Genomic DNA, 16,298 nt, shown 5'->3' on the forward strand with positions numbered 1-16,298 from the left:
CGGGAGTGCCGGAGGATGAACTACTACAGAGCATCGTCTACCGTTGGACCGTGAGCATTCTCGAGACAGTGCTGATCTTCGTCGGCATCCCGGCCGCGATCTACTTCGCGATCGCGGGTTTGTCCTATCTCGGTAAGCCATTCCCCGGTGAGAAGCCGGCCCACTTCGCGCTCGGGCAGAAGTGGACCCACTCGCCGGTGCTGTGGAGTGCTACCGACGAGGTGACCGCCGCGGCGGGTCACCACACCGCCGAGTCGCATGGCAGCCATGCGGCTCTCGAAGCCGCGAACGCGGAGCTGATCGGAGGCCGGGCAAGTGGCAAGTTCTAAGTGGCCCGCGGTGGTCGAGGCCGACCTGCCGCACGGATTCGCACTGACCAGCAGCGGTCGCGTCTCGGGCGTGCACGAGCCGGGCACCGTCTTCGACGAGGTGCCTTTCACCGACCGTGAGCGCGTCATGCTCGACAACGCCCTCACCGAGGCGACCCGCGCGACCAAGGTCCGCTTCAACATCTACCTCGGCGATCTCGGCAACGACCCGGCGGCCGGCGCCGACGCGGTCCTGCCGAACACCCCCGAGGCGGCCGACTCGGTGCTCATCGCGGTCTCGCCGAACCAGGGCGCCATCGAGGTGCGCTCCGGTGCGCACGTCGCCGAGCGCGCCAACGATCGCATCTGCCAGCTGGGCGTCACCGCCGCGCTGGCGTCGTTCCGTCAGGGCAACCTGATCGACGGCCTGATCTCCGCCGTCCGCGTGATGGCCGCGGCCATCGGCCGCTAGTTCGTTTCCCGCCGACCGGCGCGTTCACCCGAGGGTGAACGCGCCGTTCGTGTTTGCGGGGCCGGCCGCCCGGCGGAAGGCATCGGGGCTGTGGCCGGTCCAGCGGTGGAAGGAACGGCGCAGGGCGCGAGCATCGGTGTAGCCCAGGCGGGCGGCGATGGATTGGACGGGGAGGTCGGACTCGCGCAGCAGACGTTCGGCACGGTCGCGGCGGGCGGCGTCGACTTCGTCGCGCCAGGTGGTGCCCGCCGCGGCGAGGCGGCGCTGGAAGGTGCGCGGACTGGCGGCGAAACGAGCGGCGACGGCGGGAAGGGTGAGCTCGCCCGTGGCGAGTTCGTCGAGGATCGCGGCGCGCAGCGCCTCCTGATCGGTGGGGACGGGGCAGGAGCCGGCGAGGGCGAGCTCGGCGTGGTGCCGGACCAGGGCGCCCAGCTGCGGATCGGTGCCGGTGGGCAGGTCGGCGACGTCGAGGAAGGTCAGCTGGGCGTGCGGGGCGCCGAAATCGATGCGTTGGGTGCCGAAGAGATCGACGAGGTGCTGCCGGGTGGCGGGTGCGCGCCTGCGGAGCGCGACGTGGACCGGCGTGATCGCCGTCCGGGTGGCCTCGCGCATTCGCCGCAGCACGGTGGAGAGGATGAAGTCCTCGACCGGGGCCAGTAGCGGGTCGGGCTCGATCGCGTCGAACCGCAGGACCAGCAGGCGGCCGTCCTCGCGCACGGACCAGCCGACACCCGGATCGGTCACCAGGGCGCGCAGGTCGAACGCGATGCGGACGCTCTCGGCCAGGGTGGGTGCGCTGGTGAACAGGTAGTCCCACTCGAGCAACTGCCCACGATCGGCCGCGGCTCCCGCCCGGAGTCCGGCACCGGGACCGCCGATCGCCTCGGTGAGTTCCCAGATGCGCCAGGTCGACTCGGTGGGAATGCGGGCCAGGCCATCGGCGATGTCCGCGGGGTCGGGGCCGGGCAGATGACGCAGCTCGGCCTCGGTGACCCCGACACCCCGGGCGGTCGCCCGGATCAGCCGGGCGGTGCGTACCGGGATGGTGCTGTCGATCACCAGCGGATGTTAGTCGACGACAACCGTTCGCGGGCAACCGAAGTGCGAACCCTTCCAGCTGGACGATCTGGCGTGGAATGTCCGCCGCGCGGCGCCGGTGGTCCGCCGTCGATACCGCGCCCGCGCCATAGGTTCTGAGTACGCCACGAAGGCGCTCCGTCGTTGAATCCGAGATTTTTTCCCGAACCGGGAATCAACGAGGCCCGAACTAACCTTTAAAGTATCGATGACTGGTTATAACAACGGATCCCATCCGCACGACCCAGAAGAGCGAGCCCATGACCAACCACACCGTCCTCGCGCTGTCGGGCAGCCTGCGCGCCGACTCGCACAACACCGCCCTGCTGCGCGCCGCCCAGAAATTCGGCGCCGGCCTCGACATCGAGATCTACGACGGGCTCCGGGCGATCCCGCCCTACGACCAGGATCTGGATACGCCCGACCAGCGACCCGCCGCGGTGGCCGACCTGCGCCGCCGCATCGCCGCCGCCGACGGCGTGCTGATCGCGACGCCGGAGTTCAACTACTCGATCCCCGGTGTGCTCAAGAACGCCATCGACTGGGTCAGCACCGACTGGACCAGGACCGAAGGGCTGCCGCTGCTGCGCAAGCCGGTCGCGATCATGGGCGCCGCGCCCACCCAATTCGGTTCGGTCCGAGCGCAACTGGCGTTGCGGCAGGTCTTCGTCTGGACCGAGAGCGATGTGGTGGTCAAGCCGGAGGTGATCGCCTTCCGGTCGCACGAGCGGTTCGACGACGCGGGCAACCTGGTCGACGAGACCACCATCGACCTGCTCCAGAGCCTGCTCGCCGCGCTCGCCGGGAAGATCGAACGGGCGAAGGGGTAGTCGTGACCGGGCACTACGCGCAGGTCGCGTTCACTCCGCTGGTGCGCGAGCACCAGCGCGCGCACGGCAGTCTGCGCAGCTACGAGCGGATGGCGCAGGTGCCCGAGGTCGCCGACCGGATCGGGCCCGACGAGGCCTGGTTCATCGGCGAGCGGGACAGCTTCTACCTGGCCACGGTCGGTGAGACCGGCTGGCCGTACATCCAGCATCGCGGTGGCGCACCGGGATTGCTGAAGGTGCTCGGTGATCGCACGTTGGGTTTCGCCGACTTCCGCGGCAACAAGCAATACATCAGCCGCGGCAATCTCGACCACGACGACCGGGTCTCGCTGTTCCTCATGGACTACGCCGCGCAGGCGCGGATGAAGATCTTCGGCCGGGCGCGAGTGGTCGAAGCCGCCGACGATCCGGACCTGGTCGCCTCGCTGGCGGTCGAGGGGTATCGCGCGCAGCTCGAGCGCGCGGTGTTGATCGACATCGAGGCGTTCGACTGGAACTGCCGTCAGCACATTCCGCCGCTGTATCCCCGCGCGGCGGTCGCCGAGGCGATGCAGGTCCTGCGCGATCGGATCGCCGAACTCGAGGGCGAGATCGCCCGGCTACACACGGAAAGGAGGTGACCGACATGCGACGTGAACATCTCGCCTGGGCCGGACTCGCGGCGATGACCGTGTCGTTCGGGCTGAACTTCACGATGGGCGTGTTCTTCGCCCCGACGGCCGCGGCCTACGGCGTCTCGGCGACGGCACTGGCCGTCGCCGCCGCGCTGGGCACCACGGTCACCGGGCTGGCGCAGCAGGGCATCGGCAGGCTGCTGGATCTGTTCGGGCCCAAGCTCGTGCTGATCGGCGGGCTCACCCTGATCTCGAGCAGCTATCTGGTGCTGGCCACCGTCACCGAGACCTGGCAGTTCGTCGCGGCGTACATGGTGCTGGGTGGACTCGGCTTCGCGTCGTCGTCGACGCTGACCGTGACGACGCTGCTCGGCCGCGCGCACGGCCCGCAGGCCGGACCCGCCATGGCGCGGGCCGCGATCGGCATCAACCTGGGACAGCTGATCACGCCATGGGCGGCCACGGCGCTGTTCGAGCCGATCGGGGTGCGCGCCACCTTCGCGCTGCTGGGCGCGATCGGGCTGGCCGCCACCGCCGCGCTGTGGGTGCTGCTGCCCACGGATCAGCGGGCGGCGACCAGCGCGGGTGCGGGGGAGTCGCTGGCCGATCGATGGAAAGTGCTGGTGTCGTTCGGTTTACACGCGGCGACCCTGTACGTGGTGGTGCTGATGCTGCCCAAACACGCCGTGGAGCAGGGCTGGTCGGTGGCGGGTGCGGGCAGGCTGGTGGCGCTGGCCGCCCTGGCGGCCGGGCTCACCTCGGCGGCGATGGTGCGACTTTTGCGCCGCTACCCGCCGGAATCGCTGCTCCGGGTGCTGTATTCGGTACGCCTGGCCGCCCTGCTGCCCGCTCTGTTCGTGCCCGGACCCCAGGTGCTGATCGTGGTGGCCGTGCTGTTCGGCATCGCCTCGTTCCCGGTCATCCCACTGACCATGGCCATCCTGTCGCGCGGCCTCGACCCGGCGCGGATGGGCCGCACGCTCGCCCCCGCCTGGGTGATCCACCAGCTGGCCGCCGCCGCCGGCCTCGGCGTGGCCACCGTCGTGCACGCCCTCACCGACAGTTACCGCGGCTATTTCGCGCTCGGCCTGGTGTTCACCGTCGCCGCCGCCGCACTGATCACTCCGGTCCGCCACCGCGAACCGGTCACCGTCTGAAAGGAACACCCGATGACCGAGCTTCCGGCGATCCCGGATTCGGCGCTGGTGGCCGAGGCCACCGAGCTGGTCCGCGCCGCGGCGAGTCCGCTGATCTACCACCAACTCCCGCCGCGTCTACTACTTCGGCGCGCTGCGCGGGGCGGCGTCCGGCCCGAGCTACGACCCCGAGATCCGCTACGTCTGCGCCATGTTCCACGACCTGGGCCTGACCCGGCGCTACCGCTCCGGCAACCAGCGTTTCGAGATCGACGGCGCCGACAGATCCTCGCCGCCTTCACCGAGGCATCCGCGACCGCCCCGACACCACCTTCGGCAACGTGAAAGCCGACGTGCCGGCACATTGCGTCCCCGGCTTCCGGCGCGGCGACTTCGTCGAGGCCGTCCAGAACTCCACCTGGTCCGAGTAATCACACCCATCGAGAAAGAGAGATCCAGCATGAGCCAGATCAGCCACAACACCGTCCAGATCCAGGGGCAGACCGTCTTCTATCGCGCGGCGGGCAACCCGGAAAACCCCACTCTGGTACTGCTGCACGGCTTCCCGAGCAGCTCGGCCATGTTCCGCAACCTGATCCCGGCTCTCGCCGACGACTACTACGTGATCGCGCCCGACCATCTCGGGTTCGGCCAGTCGGGCGCCCCGAGCGTCGAGGACTTCGACTACACCTTCGACTCGCTGACCGACATCACCCTGGAATTGCTCGACACCCTCGGTATCGAGCGCTTCGCGATCTACATCCAGGACTACGGCGCCCCCATCGGCCTGCGCATCGCCTCGCGCCACCCGGAGCGGATCACCGCCATCATCACCCAGAGCGGCAACGCCTACATGGAGGGCTTCACGCCGTTCTGGGAGGTGCTGTTCGCGCACGCGAACGACCGCGTCACCCACGAACCCGAGGTGCGCAAGCTGCTCGAGCTCGACGCCACCAAATGGCAGTACACACACGGTGTTCCGGCCGATCGGCTGGCGTTGGTCAGCCCGGACACGTGGACCCTCGACCAGGCCTACCTGGATCGCCCCGGCAACAAGGAGATCCAGCTGCAACTGTTCTTCGACTACAAGAACAACCTCGACGGCTACCCCGCGTTCCAGAAATACTTCGCCGAGCATCAGCCGCCGACGCTGATCGCCTGGGGTGAGCACGACGAGATCTTCGGCGCCGACGGTGCCCGTGCCTACCTGCGCGATCTGCCCGACGCGGAACTGCACCTGCTCGACGCCGGTCATTTCGCGCTGGAGTCGCACGGACCGGAGATCGCGGCGCTGATCCGCGACTTCCTCGGCCGGGTGCTGCGCTGAGTCCGGGGGACGGCCGGGCCTCCCGGCCGTCCCCGCGGCATCGAGTACCCTGATCGGCGGTTTACCGGCCGCGCGTGGCGGCCGTTCGGTGGCACGTGGGGGGAACATGCGGACAGGAATCGCTCGGGTGATCACGGCCGCCGCGGTGGCCTGTCTGGCCGTGACGGCGGCGGCCTGTGGGCAGGACACGGCGAGCGTGACCGAGGTCGCGGGCACTCCCCGGTCCGACTTCTATTCGCCACCGGCGGAATCGATTCCGGGACCGCACGGCTCGGTGATCCGGACCCAGCCCGTCACCGGTTCGCAGGCGGTGCCGGGAGCCAGGAACTTCCTGGTGCTGTATCGATCGGTCGACGCGCAGGGCAAGCCCGTGGCGGTCTCGGGCACGCTCGCCGTGCCGGAGGGGACACCGCCCGCGGGCGGCTGGCCGCTGCTGTCCTGGGCGCCGGGCACCAACGGGGTCGCCGATGTATGCGCGCCCTCGCGCGCCGAGGGCTCCTCGCCGGGCAAGGACGAACAGGCGCGCTGGGTCGCCAAGGGCTACGCCGTGGCCAGGACCGATTATCAGGGCCTGGGCACGCCGGGCGACCACGGCTATCTGATCGGCGAGACCGAACAGCGGGCGATGAGCGATATCGCCACGGCCGCACGAGAAGTCGACAAGACCGTGGGCGCGCGCTGGGTGGCGATGGGGCATTCGCAGGGCGGGCACGCCGCCTTGTTCGCCGCGAGCGCGGCCGGGGCGTGGGCGCCGGGCGCGCCACTGCTCGGCGCGGTCGCGCTGGCCCCCGCCTCCCATCTCGGCGAACAGGTCAGGATGGCGAAGTGGGCGGTGTCGAATCCGCTGGGCAAGCTCGGCACCGGTGACATCTCGCTGTATGTGCCCCTGCTGGTGCGTGGCGCGCAGACCGTCACCGATGTCGATCCCGGCCGGTTCCTCACCGGCCGCGCGGTCTCGTTGCTGCCGCTCGCGGACTCCGAATGCACCGCGGGACTGCGGGATCGGAGCAGGTGGGGTGGGCTCTCGGCGAAGGACGTGTTCACCGAGGACGGCGATCCGTCCGGCCTGCTGCGAGTCCTCGACGACAACGATCCCAGCGGATTGCGGTTCGCGGCACCGGTGCTGGTCCTGCAGGGACGCTCCGACCTGACGGTGCCGCTGAAGTCGACCGACGCGATGGTGGCCGAACAGCAGCTCAACGGCCAGTCCGTCGACTACCGCAAGTACGACGACGTCGACCACAGCGGCATCGTCGCCGCCGGGTTCGCCGACGCGCTCGGCTGGGTGGACACCCGCTTCGGCATCACCCGCTGAGTTACGCCCACAGCAGAAGAACCGGGTGTGTCGGGACCGGCGTCCCTACGCTCGACGTATGGGCGAACACAACGGGTTGCGGGTGATTCCGGGCGGACGCGGCGAAGGGCGGCCGCGCCCCGAACCGTTGTGGCGCGAAGCCCTCGGTGAGCGGTTGCGGAGCCTGCGGCTCGAGCAGCGCTCGACGCTGGTCGACACCGCGGGGCGCGCGGGCATCTCGCCGCAGTACCTGTCGGAGGTCGAGCGCGGCCGCAAGGAACCCTCCAGTGAGATGATCGCGGCGCTGGCCGGCGCGCTCGGCACCTCGCTGAGCGAGCTGGTCGGCCAGGTGGCCGAAGCCATGCGCGGCCGGGTCCCGGCCCGGGCCGTGGTGGTCGGCGGCGACCGCAGCATCGCCACGCCCGTTCGGCCCGCGTCCGCGCAGAACTCGTTCGCCCCCAACGCCGTCCTGCTGGCGGCCTGAGCCGGACGGTTACGCCGTCAGGACGGATGCGAGCAGGCCGCGCAGCAGGTCGACCAGCGCGCTGACCGGCATCTCGGGATCGATCGCGCGCTGCACGCCGAGACCGATACCCAGCGAGAGCAGCTGCACGGCGGCATCGTCGGCCGAAATGGGCAGCTCGAAGCCCATCTCGTCGGCCTGGACCTGGATCAGTGAGCCGAGCACCGCGGTCATCGACCGCCTGCGCTCGGCCAGTTCGGTGCGCACCTCGGGCATGTGCCGGGTGCTGGTGGCGAATTCGACTTCGAGCGCGGTCCAGCCGACATCACCGATGTTCTCGTCGGCCCAGCGCGCGAAGCGTTCGATCCGCTCCGCCATGGAATCGCCGGTCAGCACCGCCGAGGCGAGGGATTCCGCGCGCTCGACGTGCACGACGTCGATCACGGCCAGGCCGAGTTCGTGCTTGGTGGCGAAGTTCGAGTAGACGGCGCCCTTGGAGAAGCCGGCCTCGGCGGCCACCTTCTCGAGGGAGGTCACGTTGTAGCCGTCGGCGAGGAACAGCCGCTTGGCGGTCTCGACCAGTCGTTCACGGGTCTGTGCGTGCGATTCCTTACGCGTCATCCGGGCGGCCACGGACCCAGTCTAGCAAATCTGGGGTACCGCTGGAATTCGAATACCGTTAGTATCCGAGTTATGACTACACGACGTGGCCTCGCCATCGGATGCGGCGGCATCCTCGGTTTCGCCTGGACCGCGGTCGCCCTCGACGCCGTCGAACAGGCGCTCGGCTGGGATGTCCGCACCGCCGACGTACTGATCGGCACCTCCGCGGGCGCGGAGATCGTCGCCGCGCTCGGCTCCGGCCGGACCCCCGGCGATCTGCTCGCCGCTCTCGACGGCGCGCCCGGCGCGGATCCGGTCCTCGCCGACCACGTGGCCGTGGATCCCGGCATGACGCCGCCGGTACCCGCCCTCGGACTGCCCGGCCTCGGGCTGGTCGGCGCCGGTATGCGCAGCGGCTCGGTGTACACCGCGCTGGCCGGACTGCTGCCGAAGGGGCGTGGCGACGCCGACTGGCTGCGCGCGTTCGGCCGGGCGCTGACCCCCCGCGGCGGCTGGGTCGACCACCCGGCGACCTGGCTGGTCGCCGCCGACCCCCGCACGGGCGAGCGGGTCGCCTTCGGATCCCCGAGCGCGCCGACCGTCGACCTCGGCACGGCCATCGCCGCCTCCTGGGCCATCCCCGGCTGGTTCCCGCCGGTGCCGGTGCGCGGGCGCGCCTTCGTCGACGGCGGCGCGGTGTCCTCGGTGTCGGCCGATCTGCTGGCCCCCCTCGACCTCGACGAGGTAGTGGTCGTCGCGCCGATGACCACCGAGGGCGGTGCGTCCGCGACCGGCCTGAGCCGCGTCGAGCGCCTCCTGCGCGCTCAGATGACCCGCGGCCTCGACCGCGAGGTGGCACTGTTGCGCGCTGCGGGCACCCGGGTGATCCGGGTCGAACCCGGTCCCGCCGAACTCGCGGCCATGGGCCCGAACTTCATGGACTCCGCCCGGCGCCCGGCCACCCTGGCCGCCGCCCGCCGAGCCGTCCCCGCCCGGGTCGCCGAGGCGATCCGGACCGCTGTCGTCGAAGGAGAAATCGTATGAGTCACCACGAAGTGGTCGTGATCGGTGCGGGCATCTCGGGCATCTGCGCCGCCGTCAAGCTCGCCGAGGCGGGCGTGGAGGATGTCGTCATCCTCGAGAAGGCCGAGACCTTCGGCGGCACCTGGCGCGCCAACACCTATCCGGGCTGCGCCTGCGACGTGCCCTCGGGCCTGTACTCGTTCTCCTTCGCGCCCAACAGCGAATGGTCGCGGCTGTTCGCGACCCAGCCCGAGATCCTCGCCTACGTCGACGGGGTGGCCCGCGACAACGGCTTGCCCGCCCGTACCCGCTTCGGGGTGGAAGTGCTCGGCGCCAGCTGGGATGACACCGACCGCCGGTGGCGCCTGGACACCAGCACCGGCGAGCTGACCGCCCGCTTCGTCGTCTCGGCCGCCGGGCCGTGGAACGAGCCGCGCGTTCCCGAGATCCCCGGCCTGGCCGAGTTCCCCGGCGAGGTGTTCCACTCCGCGCGCTGGAACCACGACTACGACCTGCGTGGCAAGCGCGTCGCGGTGGTGGGGACCGGCGCCTCGGCGGTGCAGTTCGTGCCCGCCATCCAGCCCGACGTCGCCGAGCTGCACCTGTTCCAGCGCACCGCGCAGTGGGTGCTGCCCAAGCTGGACCACCCGGTGCCCGCCATCGAGAAGCGGGTGATGCGGCGCTTGCCGTTCGCGCACAAGGCCTTGCGTTCGGTCGAGTACGGGCTGATGGAAGCCCTCGGCGTGGCGTTCCGCAACCCGCGGCCGCTGATGCAGACCGTGCAGAAGGTCGGCTCGGCGTATCTGCGCGCGGTGGTGCGTGACCCGCGGCTGCGCGCCAAGCTCACCCCCGACTACCTGCTCGGCTGTAAGCGAATCCTGTTCTCCAACAGCTACCTCCAGTCGCTGACCAAGGACAACGTCGACGTGCACGCCACCGCCGTCGCCGAGTTCCGCGGCAGCACCGTGCACGGCGCCGACGGCAGCACCGCCGAGGTCGACGCCGTCATCCTCGGCACCGGCTTCCACATCCTCGACACCCCGCTGGCCGACATCGTGCGCGGCGCCGACGGCCGCACCATGGCCGAGCACTGGCAGGGCTCGCCCGAGGCCTACCTCGGCACGGTCACCACCGGCTTCCCCAACGCGTTCACCGTGCTCGGCCCGAGTCTGGGCACCGGCCATTCCTCGGCCTTCGCGATCCTGGAGGCCCAGGTCGACTTCCTGGTCTCGGCGATCGCGAGCGCCCGGCGCCGCGGCTGGGCGGTCCTGGACGTGCGTCCCGAGGTGCAGGCCCGCTACGTCGAGCAGGTGCAGGCGGCGCTGACCGGCACCGTCTACAACGCGGGTGGCTGCCAGAGCTACTACCTGGATGCCAACGGCCGCAACAGTTTCAGCTGGCCCTGGTCCACCGGCGAACTGACCCGCCGGGTCAGCGCCTTCGACCCCGACGATTTCAGCATCACCCACGACGACGAGATGGCGGTACCGGCATGAGCTACCCACGGATCGATCTGAACGGCGCGCTGGTCGCCATCACCGGCGCCGCGCGCGGCATCGGTCTGGCCACCGCCGCGGCCTTCGCCGCCAAGGGCGCCTATGTCGCGCTCGGTGACCTCGACGAGGCGCTGGCGGTGCAGGCTGCCGAGGGCCTCGGCGATCGTGCGCTGGGCCATGTCCTCGACGTCACCGACAAGGCCTCGTACGCGGCCTTCCTCGCCGCCGCCGAGAAGTGGCGCGGCGGACCGCTCGACGTCCTGGTGAACAATGCCGGCGTGATGCCCAACGGCGCCTTTCTGGACCAGTCCGACCGGATCGACCAGCTCACCATGGAGGTCAACGTCTACGGCGTCATCCACGGGATGCGGCTGGCCCTGCCCGGAATGGTGGCGCGCGGCTACGGCCACGTCGTGAACGTCGCTTCGCTGGCGGGCAAGTTCCCGATCAAGGGCCTGGCCGTGTACAACGCCAGCAAGTACGCCGTGGTGGGGCTGACCGCGGCGACCCGGCTGGAGATGGATTCCACCGGCGTGAGCGTGAGCGCGGTGCTGCCCTCGGCGGTGCGCACCGAACTCAGCTCCGGCATCGACTACGGCATCCTGCCCGCCGTCGACCCCGAGGACATCGCCGCCGCCGTGGTCCGCAGCGTGCGGACCAGGGCCGCCGAGACCGCGGTGCCGTCGTATGTGGGGCTGGCGGCCGATGTCGCCGGGCTGGTGCCCGAGCCGGTGATGCGGGTCCTGCGCAAGGCCGCCAACGACGACGCCGCGATCACCCGGGTCGACGACCGGGTGCGCCGGGCCTACCTGGATCGCATCGAAAAGCAGTGAGCCGCTGCTGAATCGCCGGCTGTGCTCGCACCGCATCCCGCGGGGGTCGGCTGGGCCGATCCCGCGGGCGCGCACAGCCCGGCGATCACTCCCGCTCGTGCAGTACGCGGTCGACCAGGCCGTACTCGAGCGCGGTCGCGGCGGTGAACACGCGGTCGCGGTCGGTGTCGCGCCGCAGGGTCTCCGGGGTCTGCCCGGTGTGCTTGGACAGGATCGCCTCGATCGCCGCGCGCATCCGGACGATCTCGTCGGCCTGCAGGATCAGATCCGGAATGGTGCCCTGACCGCGAGTCGCGGGCTGGTGCAACACGATCCGGGTGTGCGGCAGCATCGCGCGATGCCCCGCCGCGCCCCCCGCCAGCAATACCGCGCCGACCGCGATGGCCTGGCCGACACAGGTGGTGTGCACGGGCGCCTTGATGAAACTCATCGTGTCGTAGACGGCGAGCATGGCGGACAGATCGCCGCCCTCGCAGTTGATGTACAGGCTGATCGGCTGGCCGGGGCTGTCGGATTCCAGGTGCAGCAGCTGGGCGATGAGCGCGTTGGCGACCCCGGAATCGATGGGTGTGCCCAGATAGACGATCCGCTCGCTGAGCAGGTGCGAGTAGATATCGGTGATCCGCTCGCCGCCGCGATGCTGGGACACGACATTGGGAATCGTATAGCTGGTCATGGGTTCTCCTCTGCGAGAGCGTGTCTCACGCGGTGATGCCGATGCGGTGACGGTTGGGGATGACCTGGTCGAAGGATTCGACGATGTGGTCGATGAAGCCGTATTCCTTCGCCTGGGTGGCGGTGAACCAGCGGTCGTGCAGGGAGTCCTCGTAGACGCGATCGAAGGGCTGGCCGGTGTCGGCGGCGATCAGGCCGAGCACGGTGTCGACGGTGTAGCGCAGATCGTCGGCCTGCACCTCGACTTCGACGGCGCTGCCGCCGATTCCGGCCGAGCCCTGGTGCATGAGGATGCGGGCGTGCGGTAGCGCGAACCGGCGGCCGGGCGCGCCGGAGGACAGCAGGAACTGCCCGGCGCTGCACGCCAAGCCGAGGGCGAGGGTGGAGACCTCGCACGGGACCAGCCGCATCACGTCGCGGATGGCGAGCATCGAGGGCACCGAGCCGCCGGGGGAGTGGATCCACAGCGAGATCGGCGCCTCGGGGCCCTGCGCGGCCAGGGTGAGGAGCTGGGTGATCAGCAGGGTGCCGTTGTCGTCGTCGAGCGCGCCGTCCAGTACCAGGATTCGGCGCCCGAACAGGTGTTCGCGCGCCCGCCAGCTGAACATCGGGGTCTTGTCGTCGTGTGCCATGTCCCCACGGTGCCTCGCCCGCACCGTGTTTCGCGCCTTTTGCTGCCCCCAGCGGATCTGCTCACAGCAGCGAGCGAATCCACGGGATCGGCGCACGCCGCCTCGGTCCGTCCCGGTGAGTCAGCCCGCGGGTGTCGCGGCGAGTTCCTCGGCACAGGTGTCGAGGATCTGCCCGAAGACCCGGCCGATGAGCGGCTTGGCGAGGAGGCGGGTCACCGGTCCGCCCAGCAGCGGGACGCTGACCTCCGAGGTCGTGGTCCAGACGACCCGCGTGCCGCCGGGTGTGGCGGTGAAGGTCAGGGTACCGCCCTCGTGTCGCGCGGGCGGGAAGCTCCGATCGACCACGTAGTCGAACGAGCGCGGTGCGTCGTAACGGGTGATCCGCTCGTGGAAGTGGCCGATCAGCCAGGTGTGCCGGCGGATCGCTCCGACACCGTAGGGCGCGCCCTGCCCCGGAGTGATGAGCTTGTCGCGGAGCACCCAGCGCGAGCGCTCATAATTGGTGGTGTCGGCGCACCAGTCGAAGACCTGCTCGATCGGTGCCGCGATCACGCGTTCGACGACGACAGTTTCCATCCCGCTTCTCCCTCGAGGTCGACAGGGAGGAATTCCCCCGAATTGAATACTACTTCACGTAGTAGAGCGGGGTGGCCGAAAATCGCTGCGCCGCACAAGCGCAACGGGACGTGAGGCGGCGGGCAGAACGGCCGATGGCCCCGATCCGCCGCGGGGGATCGGGGCCATCGGGTGGTCCGGCTTACTTGGCGTCGAACTCCCTGGCGCGCAGCGAACGTTCGATGCCGGCCCGGCCCTCGGACACCAGGCGGTACAGGGCGGGCGGGTGATCGCCCGCCAGGAACTCGTCGGCCTTGGCGACCGCGTCCTCGCTGATCGCCCAGTGCGGGTACAGGCCGACGACGACGGTCTGGGCGACCTCGCTCGACCGGCGCTCCCACACCGCCGGGATCTCGGCGAAGTACTTGTCCACATACGGCGCGAGCAATGCGCCCTGACCGGCGGGCGCGAAGCCGCCGACGATGGCGCGGGCGGTGATGTTGGGCACCGAATCGTCACCCATCACGGTGTTCCAGGCCTGCGCCTTCACCTCGGCGATCGGGCGCGCGGTGGCCGCCGCCGCGGCCTGGCGCTTGCCCGCCGCGGTCGGATCGCCCGCCAGCTCGGCGTCGATGGTCGGCGCGTCGATCCCGTCGGCGTCGATCCGGCCCGCCGCCGCCAGGGCGGTGACGATGCGCCAGCGCAGATCCGTGTCGACGGTCAGCCCCGCCAGACCGGCCGCGGCCGGATCACCGTCGAGCAACTGGGCCAGCACCTCGGTGTGGCGCGGTGCGAGCTCGGCCGCGGTGAGCGCGTTGACGAAGGCCAGCTGGTGATCCGAGCCCGCCTCGGCGGCACCGGCCAGCTCGAGCAGCCGGTCGGCGAAGCCGGGCCAACCCTCCTGGTCGGCCCATCCCGGTTCGGCGTAGCTGGAGAGGGCGGTGGCGGCCTGCATGAGCAGGCGCTGCACCACGCCGATCTCGGACTCCGCGCCGATCCCGCGCTGCACCAGCGCGACGAAGTCGCGGGCCTTCATCTCGGCCTGACGGGTCATCTCCCAGGCCGCCGACCAGGCCAGCGTGCGCGGCAGCGAGTCGGCGATGTCCCCGATGCGCTGCACGACCACGTCGAGCGAATCGGGATCCAGACGCAGCGAGCAGTAGGTGAGGTCGTCGTCGTTGACCAGCACCAGTTTTCCGCGCGCCACGCCCACCAGCTCGGGTACCTCGGTGCGTCCGGTCGCGTCGAGGTCGAGCTCGGCGCGGTGGGTGCGCACCAGCTTGCCGTCGACATCGTCGTAGACGCCGACCGCGATCCGGTGCACGCGGTGCTCGCCGGCGCCGGGCTCGGCGCCCTCCTGCACCACGGCGAAGCTCGAGAACGTGCCGTCCGGCGCGACGAGGAAGTCGGGACGCAGGATGTTGAGGCCGGTGGTCTTGAGCCACTGCGCGCCCCAGCTCGACAGGTCACGGCCCGACGCCTTCTCCAGCGCGGCCAGCAGATCGTCGAAAGTGGCGTTGCCGTAGGCATGTTCGGCGAAGTAGTCACGCAGACCGGCCAGGAACGGCTGCAGGCCGACATAGGCGACGAGCTGCTTGAGCACCGAAGCGCCCTTGGCGTAGGTGATGCCGTCGAAGTTGACCTCCACCGCATGCAGGTCGGGGATGTCGGCGGCGATCGGGTGGGTCGAGGGCAGCTGGTCCTGGCGATAGGCCCAGGACTTCTCCACATTCGCGAACGTGGTCCAGGCGCTGGTGTATTCGGTGGCCTCGGCCTGGCACAACACCGAGGCGAAGGTGGCGAAAGACTCGTTGAGCCACAGGTCGTCCCACCACTTCATGGTGACCAGGTCACCGAACCACATGTGCGCCATCTCGTGCAGCACCGTCTCGGCGCGGCGCTCGTAGGACGCGCGCGTGACCTTGGACCGGAAGACGTAGTCCTCGAGGAAGGTGACCGCGCCCGCGTTCTCCATCGCGCCCGCGTTGAACTCCGGCACGAACAGCTGGTCGTACTTGCCGAAGGCGTACGGCACGCCGAAGTTGTCGTGGTAGAAGGCGAAACCCTGCTTGGTCTCGGTGAACAGGCGCTCGGCGTCCATGTGCTCGGCCAGCGAGGCGCGGCAGAACAGGCCGAGCGGGATCTCGCCGTGGCTGTCGGTGTAGGTGTCGGTCCACCGCGCGTACGGGCCGGCGATCATGGCGACCAGGTAGGTGCTCATCTTCGGGGTGGTCACGAAGGTGTGCCGCACGACCGCGCCGACCTTGTGCTCCTCGGCGGTGGCGCCGTTGGAGACGACCTTCCAGTCACCGGGCGCGGTGGCGACGATGTCGAAGGTGGCCTTGAGGTCGGGCTGGTCGAAGCAGGCGAACATCCGCTTGGCGTCGGCGGTCTCGAACTGCGAGTACAGGTAGACGTTGTCGTCGGCCGGATCGACGAAGCGGTGCAGGCCCTCGCCGGTGTGCGAGTACTCGCAGTCGGCCTCGACGACGAGTTCGTTGGTCGCGGCCAGCTCGGGCAGCGCGATGCCGGTCGACTCGTCGTAGTCGCTCACATCGAGCGGGGTGCCGTTGAGGACGGCCGAGCGCACCCGCGCGGCCACCAGGTCGATGAAGGTGCTCGCGCCGGGGGTGGCGGTGAAGGTGACGGTGGTCTTCGAACCGAAGGTGTCCGACACTTCCGAACCCGCGCTGCGCGGCTGGTCGGTGAGGTCGAGTTCGATCCGATAGTTCTGCACGGCCACCGTCGCGGCGCGCTCGACCGCCTGGTCGCGGGTGAGATTCGGGGCGGACATAGATCTCCTTCGTCGTCGACGAACACGGCACTTCTCGCGCGTTCCGGTTCGCACCGGTGCGCACATCAGCGTCCACAATGCCACTTGCCGTGCGGCGTCGCTCACGAGTTTCCCGCCGATGCGGCGCCGCCCGCGCGCACCGGCGGCGCCGCCACGCACCGGTGGC

17 protein-coding genes are annotated in these 16,298 nt (G+C 70.1%); 11 read left to right on the plus strand and 6 right to left on the minus strand.

Features of this window, described 5'->3' with window-relative positions; genetic code table 11:
* The first annotated feature begins 50 nt into the window (after positions 1–50).
* Both ctaJ and Q7X29_RS09565 read left to right on the plus strand, forming a co-directional pair.
* On the plus strand, positions 51–329 hold the full coding sequence (gene ctaJ / locus Q7X29_RS09560; protein ID WP_218721519.1) for an aa3-type cytochrome oxidase subunit CtaJ: 279 nt from the start codon (positions 51–53) through the stop codon (positions 327–329).
* Positions 316–780, plus strand: coding sequence for a DUF5130 domain-containing protein (locus tag Q7X29_RS09565; protein WP_316573839.1), 465 nt, complete (start codon positions 316–318; stop codon positions 778–780). The genes ctaJ and Q7X29_RS09565 overlap by 14 nt, the downstream gene beginning before the upstream one ends.
* A gap of 24 nt (positions 781–804) precedes the next feature.
* Here the strand turns inward: Q7X29_RS09565 and Q7X29_RS09570 are convergent, their stop codons facing one another.
* A complete protein-coding gene (locus Q7X29_RS09570) occupies positions 805–1,839 on the minus strand; it encodes a helix-turn-helix domain-containing protein (protein WP_316573840.1) in 1,035 nt (344 codons plus the stop codon).
* Positions 1,840–2,117: 278 nt separating this feature from the next.
* Between Q7X29_RS09570 and Q7X29_RS09575 the strand changes: the two genes are divergently transcribed.
* From Q7X29_RS09575 to Q7X29_RS09605, 6 genes are all read left to right on the plus strand, one after another.
* Entirely contained in the window at positions 2,118–2,687 is a 570-nt protein-coding gene (locus Q7X29_RS09575; protein WP_218721517.1) for an NADPH-dependent FMN reductase, read from the plus strand.
* Between the two features lie 2 nt (positions 2,688–2,689).
* Complete coding sequence (locus tag Q7X29_RS09580; RefSeq protein ID WP_316573841.1) at positions 2,690–3,307, plus strand: pyridoxamine 5'-phosphate oxidase family protein; 618 nt, start codon at positions 2,690–2,692, stop codon at positions 3,305–3,307.
* Between the two features lie 5 nt (positions 3,308–3,312).
* Positions 3,313–4,458, plus strand: coding sequence for an MFS transporter (locus Q7X29_RS09585; protein ID WP_316573842.1), 1,146 nt, complete (start codon positions 3,313–3,315; stop codon positions 4,456–4,458).
* 439 nt (positions 4,459–4,897) lie between these two features.
* Positions 4,898–5,764: an alpha/beta fold hydrolase gene (locus Q7X29_RS09595; RefSeq protein WP_316573843.1), complete on the plus strand. Its 867-nt coding sequence runs from the start codon at positions 4,898–4,900 to the stop codon at positions 5,762–5,764.
* 106 nt (positions 5,765–5,870) lie between these two features.
* Positions 5,871–7,079, plus strand: a complete 1,209-nt coding sequence (locus tag Q7X29_RS09600; protein WP_316573844.1) for an alpha/beta hydrolase family protein — start codon at positions 5,871–5,873, stop codon at positions 7,077–7,079.
* Between the two features lie 58 nt (positions 7,080–7,137).
* A complete protein-coding gene (locus tag Q7X29_RS09605; protein WP_218721512.1) occupies positions 7,138–7,542 on the plus strand; it encodes a helix-turn-helix domain-containing protein in 405 nt (134 codons plus the stop codon).
* 9 nt (positions 7,543–7,551) lie between these two features.
* Here the strand turns inward: Q7X29_RS09605 and Q7X29_RS09610 are convergent, their stop codons facing one another.
* A complete protein-coding gene (locus Q7X29_RS09610) occupies positions 7,552–8,154 on the minus strand; it encodes a TetR/AcrR family transcriptional regulator (RefSeq protein ID WP_316573845.1) in 603 nt (200 codons plus the stop codon).
* Between the two features lie 60 nt (positions 8,155–8,214).
* Here Q7X29_RS09610 and Q7X29_RS09615 point away from each other — a divergent pair, with 60 nt between their 5' ends.
* From Q7X29_RS09615 to Q7X29_RS09625, 3 genes are read left to right on the plus strand one after another with little or no spacing between them, the layout of a single operon-like run.
* Positions 8,215–9,168 carry a patatin-like phospholipase family protein gene (locus Q7X29_RS09615; protein WP_218721511.1) on the plus strand — a complete coding sequence of 318 codons (954 nt, stop codon included), beginning with the start codon at positions 8,215–8,217 and terminating at the stop codon, positions 9,166–9,168.
* Positions 9,165–10,643, plus strand: a complete 1,479-nt coding sequence (locus tag Q7X29_RS09620) for a flavin-containing monooxygenase (protein WP_316573846.1) — start codon at positions 9,165–9,167, stop codon at positions 10,641–10,643. The genes Q7X29_RS09615 and Q7X29_RS09620 overlap by 4 nt, the downstream gene beginning before the upstream one ends.
* Positions 10,640–11,476, plus strand: a complete 837-nt coding sequence (locus tag Q7X29_RS09625) for an SDR family oxidoreductase (protein WP_218721509.1) — start codon at positions 10,640–10,642, stop codon at positions 11,474–11,476. The genes Q7X29_RS09620 and Q7X29_RS09625 overlap by 4 nt, the downstream gene beginning before the upstream one ends.
* A gap of 85 nt (positions 11,477–11,561) precedes the next feature.
* On the opposite strand, the gene Q7X29_RS09630 is transcribed toward Q7X29_RS09625, so the two are convergent.
* The 4 genes from Q7X29_RS09630 to pepN form a co-directional block, all read right to left on the minus strand.
* Positions 11,562–12,152: a ClpP family protease gene (locus tag Q7X29_RS09630; protein WP_218721508.1), complete on the minus strand. Its 591-nt coding sequence runs from the start codon at positions 12,150–12,152 to the stop codon at positions 11,562–11,564.
* Positions 12,153–12,177: 25 nt separating this feature from the next.
* Entirely contained in the window at positions 12,178–12,783 is a 606-nt protein-coding gene (locus Q7X29_RS09635) for a ClpP family protease (RefSeq protein ID WP_316573847.1), read from the minus strand.
* Between the two features lie 120 nt (positions 12,784–12,903).
* Positions 12,904–13,359, minus strand: a complete 456-nt coding sequence (locus tag Q7X29_RS09640; RefSeq protein WP_316573848.1) for an SRPBCC family protein — start codon at positions 13,357–13,359, stop codon at positions 12,904–12,906.
* Positions 13,360–13,540: 181 nt separating this feature from the next.
* Positions 13,541–16,132 (minus strand): aminopeptidase N, encoded by a 2,592-nt coding sequence (gene pepN / locus Q7X29_RS09645; protein ID WP_316573849.1) that lies wholly within the window; start codon positions 16,130–16,132, stop codon positions 13,541–13,543.
* Between the last annotated feature and the right edge of the window lie 166 nt (positions 16,133–16,298).

Origin of the sequence: Nocardia canadensis (assembly GCF_032656385.1) — a bacterium.
Classification (GTDB): domain Bacteria; phylum Actinomycetota; class Actinomycetes; order Mycobacteriales; family Mycobacteriaceae; genus Nocardia; species Nocardia canadensis.